Origin of the sequence: Streptomyces sp. ActVer (assembly GCF_027270795.1) — a bacterium.
GTDB classification, from domain to species: Bacteria; Actinomycetota; Actinomycetes; order Streptomycetales; family Streptomycetaceae; genus Streptomyces; species Streptomyces umbrinus_A.
The window spans coordinates 1-3129 of sequence record NZ_JAPWHT010000724.1; the positions used below are offsets into that span (position 1 = coordinate 1).

General features: G+C 70.2%; 2 protein-coding genes. One reads left to right on the plus strand and one right to left on the minus strand.

Features of this window, described 5'->3' with window-relative positions:
- The coding region (locus O3Q52_RS51140) for an SLC13 family permease (RefSeq protein ID WP_269655251.1) at positions 1-630 on the minus strand (630 nt) is incomplete at its 3' end.
- A gap of 399 nt (positions 631-1029) precedes the next feature.
- Between O3Q52_RS51140 and O3Q52_RS51145 the strand changes: the two genes are divergently transcribed.
- Positions 1030-3129 (plus strand): ricin-type beta-trefoil lectin domain protein (locus tag O3Q52_RS51145; protein ID WP_269655250.1); only part of this gene is annotated, 2100 nt, incomplete at its 3' end.

A 3129-nucleotide genomic window follows, 5' to 3' on the forward strand; every position in this document is an offset into this window, starting at 1 on the left:
CGGGGCCTCGTCCTTGAGGTCGGCGGCGAAGAAGCGCCGGAAGACCAGGTACTCGGCGGCGATCGCGACGGCCCACGCGGGCCCCATCAGCACGGCGAACCGGGTGAAGCTCAGCCCGCTGGCCGCGAACGCCAGCAGATTGGTGAGGTTGGAGACGGGCAGCAGCAGCGAGGCCGTGTTCGACAGATGGGCGGTGGCGTACACGTGGGGCTTGGGGCGGGCGCCGAGCCGGGCCACGGTCGCGAACACCACCGGAGTGAGCAGGACGACGGTGGCGTCCAGGCTCAGGACGGCCGTGATCACCGAGGCGAGAAGGAAGTTGGCGGCCAGCAGTCGTTGCGGCCGCCCCTTGGACGTACGGGCCAGCCAGGCGCCGCAGGCATGGAAGAGCCCCTCGTCGTCGCAGAGTTTGGCGAGCACGAGCACCGCGGCCAGGAAGCCCACGACGGGTCCGAGGAGCTCGGCCTCGGCGCGTGCGTGGTCGAGCGTGATCGCGCCGGCCGCGATCACCACGCCGGCGGCCGGGACCGCCACGGTGGCCTCCGGCAGGCCGAAGGGCCGGATCACGGCACAGGCCAGTACCGCCACGAGGAGAACGGCGGAAAGGGCTGTGGCGAGTGTGGAACTCAGGGTTCGTCCTTCGGGAGTGACTGTCGATTTCGTTGAATCGAATCAGATGGCCTGTCGCGGAGGCGAACGGGGGTGGGCCGAAGACCCCGCCGTCAAGCTCTCTCCCTGCGTTCTCGGGTTGCATATTCCAACGAATTACCGGTGGCGACCCGCTTCTTCGCCGATGTCAAATCGGTACTTACTTCAGGTAACTTGAGAGTGTGCCATTCCGAATCGCATTGCTTCGGGCTTCTGTTGACACTTTGTCTCCATCAAGGAGGTTGCTAGAAATGGGGGATTGAGAGCGGTCTCTTGTTCCCGGGTGGTGCGTTGTGCAAAGGTGCACCCGTCAGCGTGCAGGAAAAATTCCGTACCTCTTGGTATGGACTATTTCTGCGGGGGCTATGGAGGAAAGTGCACGTGAGCGACGCGACCCCGTCGAATTCCCCTCTAACCGGAAGCCTGTTCGATGCGACCGACGAACGGCTCACGGCAGACCTGAAGAGGGGCTCGGGCAAGACACCCGCCCAGTATCCCTCCGGGGAACTGCTCTCCCGGCACTGGGTGCCGGTCTTCTCGTACGCCCGGCTGTGCACGAACGGTGCGCAGTACGCCGGAATGCTCACCACCGCCGCATTCACCAGGCTCTTCGGTGAGTCGGTGCGGCGCACCGGACCGAAGTCGGCATGGCGGCCGCAACTGCTGGTGACCGTGCGCCGAATAGCGGGCGAATGGGACGCGGACAAACGCCGGGACCTGCTCCATCCCGAGTTGCGGTCCGAACCGCACGACAAGGCACGGGCGGCGGACCGGCTTCTTCCGCCGGAGAACAGGCGGCTGGTGTCACGCGCGTTCCACCGGCTGCCGGAGTCCGCCCGCTGCGTTCTGTGGCACGCGGAGGTGGAGGCCGAGGATCTCGCGGTACCGGCCCGTCTGCTCGGAATCTCCGTCGAGGACGCTTCCGTCGCACTGGACCGGGCGCGGGAACTGCTGCGCCAGAACTGCCTGGAGAACCACCGCGAACTCGCCCCCGACGAGGAGTGCCGCCGCTACAGCCGGCTGCTCGACGTCTCGCTCCGGCCCGGCGGCAGGATCTGCCCCGATCTGCAGGAGCACATGGCCGCCTGCTCGCACTGCCAGTCCACGGCAGGCCAGCTGGACCAGTCGGGCAGCCGCCTCGCCGACCTGCTGGCCGAGGGGGTGCTCGGGTGGGCGGCTCAGCGGTATCTCGAATCCAGGCCCGGACGCCGGGTCCGGCCGGAGGAGACACAGGCGGGTCCCGTGGTGTCCGTGGCTCCGGGCATGGACCCCCATCCGGGTGTGGGCTCCTACCCGGCGGCCGCGGGATACCGGCCGGGCACCGGGGCCGGGCCCGGTCCGGGTTCAGTCCCTCAGCCGGGTACCGGACATCCCTCGCGACACCCCTCGGACGCCGATCCCTACTCGGACACCGATTCCGTCTGGGGGCCCAGTCCCTGGCAGGCTTTCGATGCCCCGGGCCCCGGGCCCCAACCGGACCTCGCCCCTCACGCGGGAGCCGGCGTCCACACGGCCGCCGTTCCGAGCACCGATCCCGGTCCGGGAACCGGGTCCCACCCGGCTACGAGCGGCCGGGCGAGTACGGCCAAGGCCCCGGGTGGCGGCTCCCACGGGGATACCAGTCGTCGGCCGGGCGCCGCCCTTCACAGCGCGGGTCCGCGCCACGCAGTACGGCTTCCCCCGCATGCGGACGCCCGCCCGGGCGAGCCCGGCAGACGTTCCCCGCGCCGACGCAACCTCGCCCTGGCCATCCTTGCCGTGAGCGGCTGTGTACTCGTGCCACTGGCCCTGTGGTCCGGCGGGGACAGCACGGGGCAGCCCTCCTCCGCGGATGCGGGAACGGCGTCGCAGGAGCCGGACTCCAGGCCGACCAGGGCCGGCACCGGCGGCACGGAGACCGGAACCCTGAGCGGGCGGCTCCGGAACGTCGGGAGCGGCGACTGCGTCGGGATCGCCGACGGCAAGGCCACCGCGGGCGTCGAGGCCGTCGTCGCCACCTGCAGCTCCTCGGAGCGGCAGCAGTGGGCGTACGAGAGCGACGGTCTGCTGCGCAGCCTGGCCGACAAGGACCTGTGCCTCGACTCCCGGCTCCCTTCCTCCGTCAGGCTGGGTCCGTGCGACGGCGAGAAGGACGAGGTGTCCGTCCGCTACGACCTCACCCTTGAGGGAAACCTGGTGCCCCTGGGCCGCCCGAAGCTCGCGCTGGCGCCCGTCTCGGGGGACGAGGAGACGGGCCTGGTCCTCAAGACCCGTAGCGAAGGCAAGGCCCAGCGCTGGGAGATCGACACCTCGGTGGACTCGCTCCAGATGGAGTGGATCACGTCGTACACGAACAGCGACACGGCCGGGCCGACGCGCACCCCGAGCCCGGAACCCCCCCGCACACCACCCCCGCCACCCAAGCCCGCGCCTTCCCGCACGACTCCTGGACCCCGTACTTCGCCGTGGACAGCGCGCACGAGCCCGTCGCCCGGGGCCAGG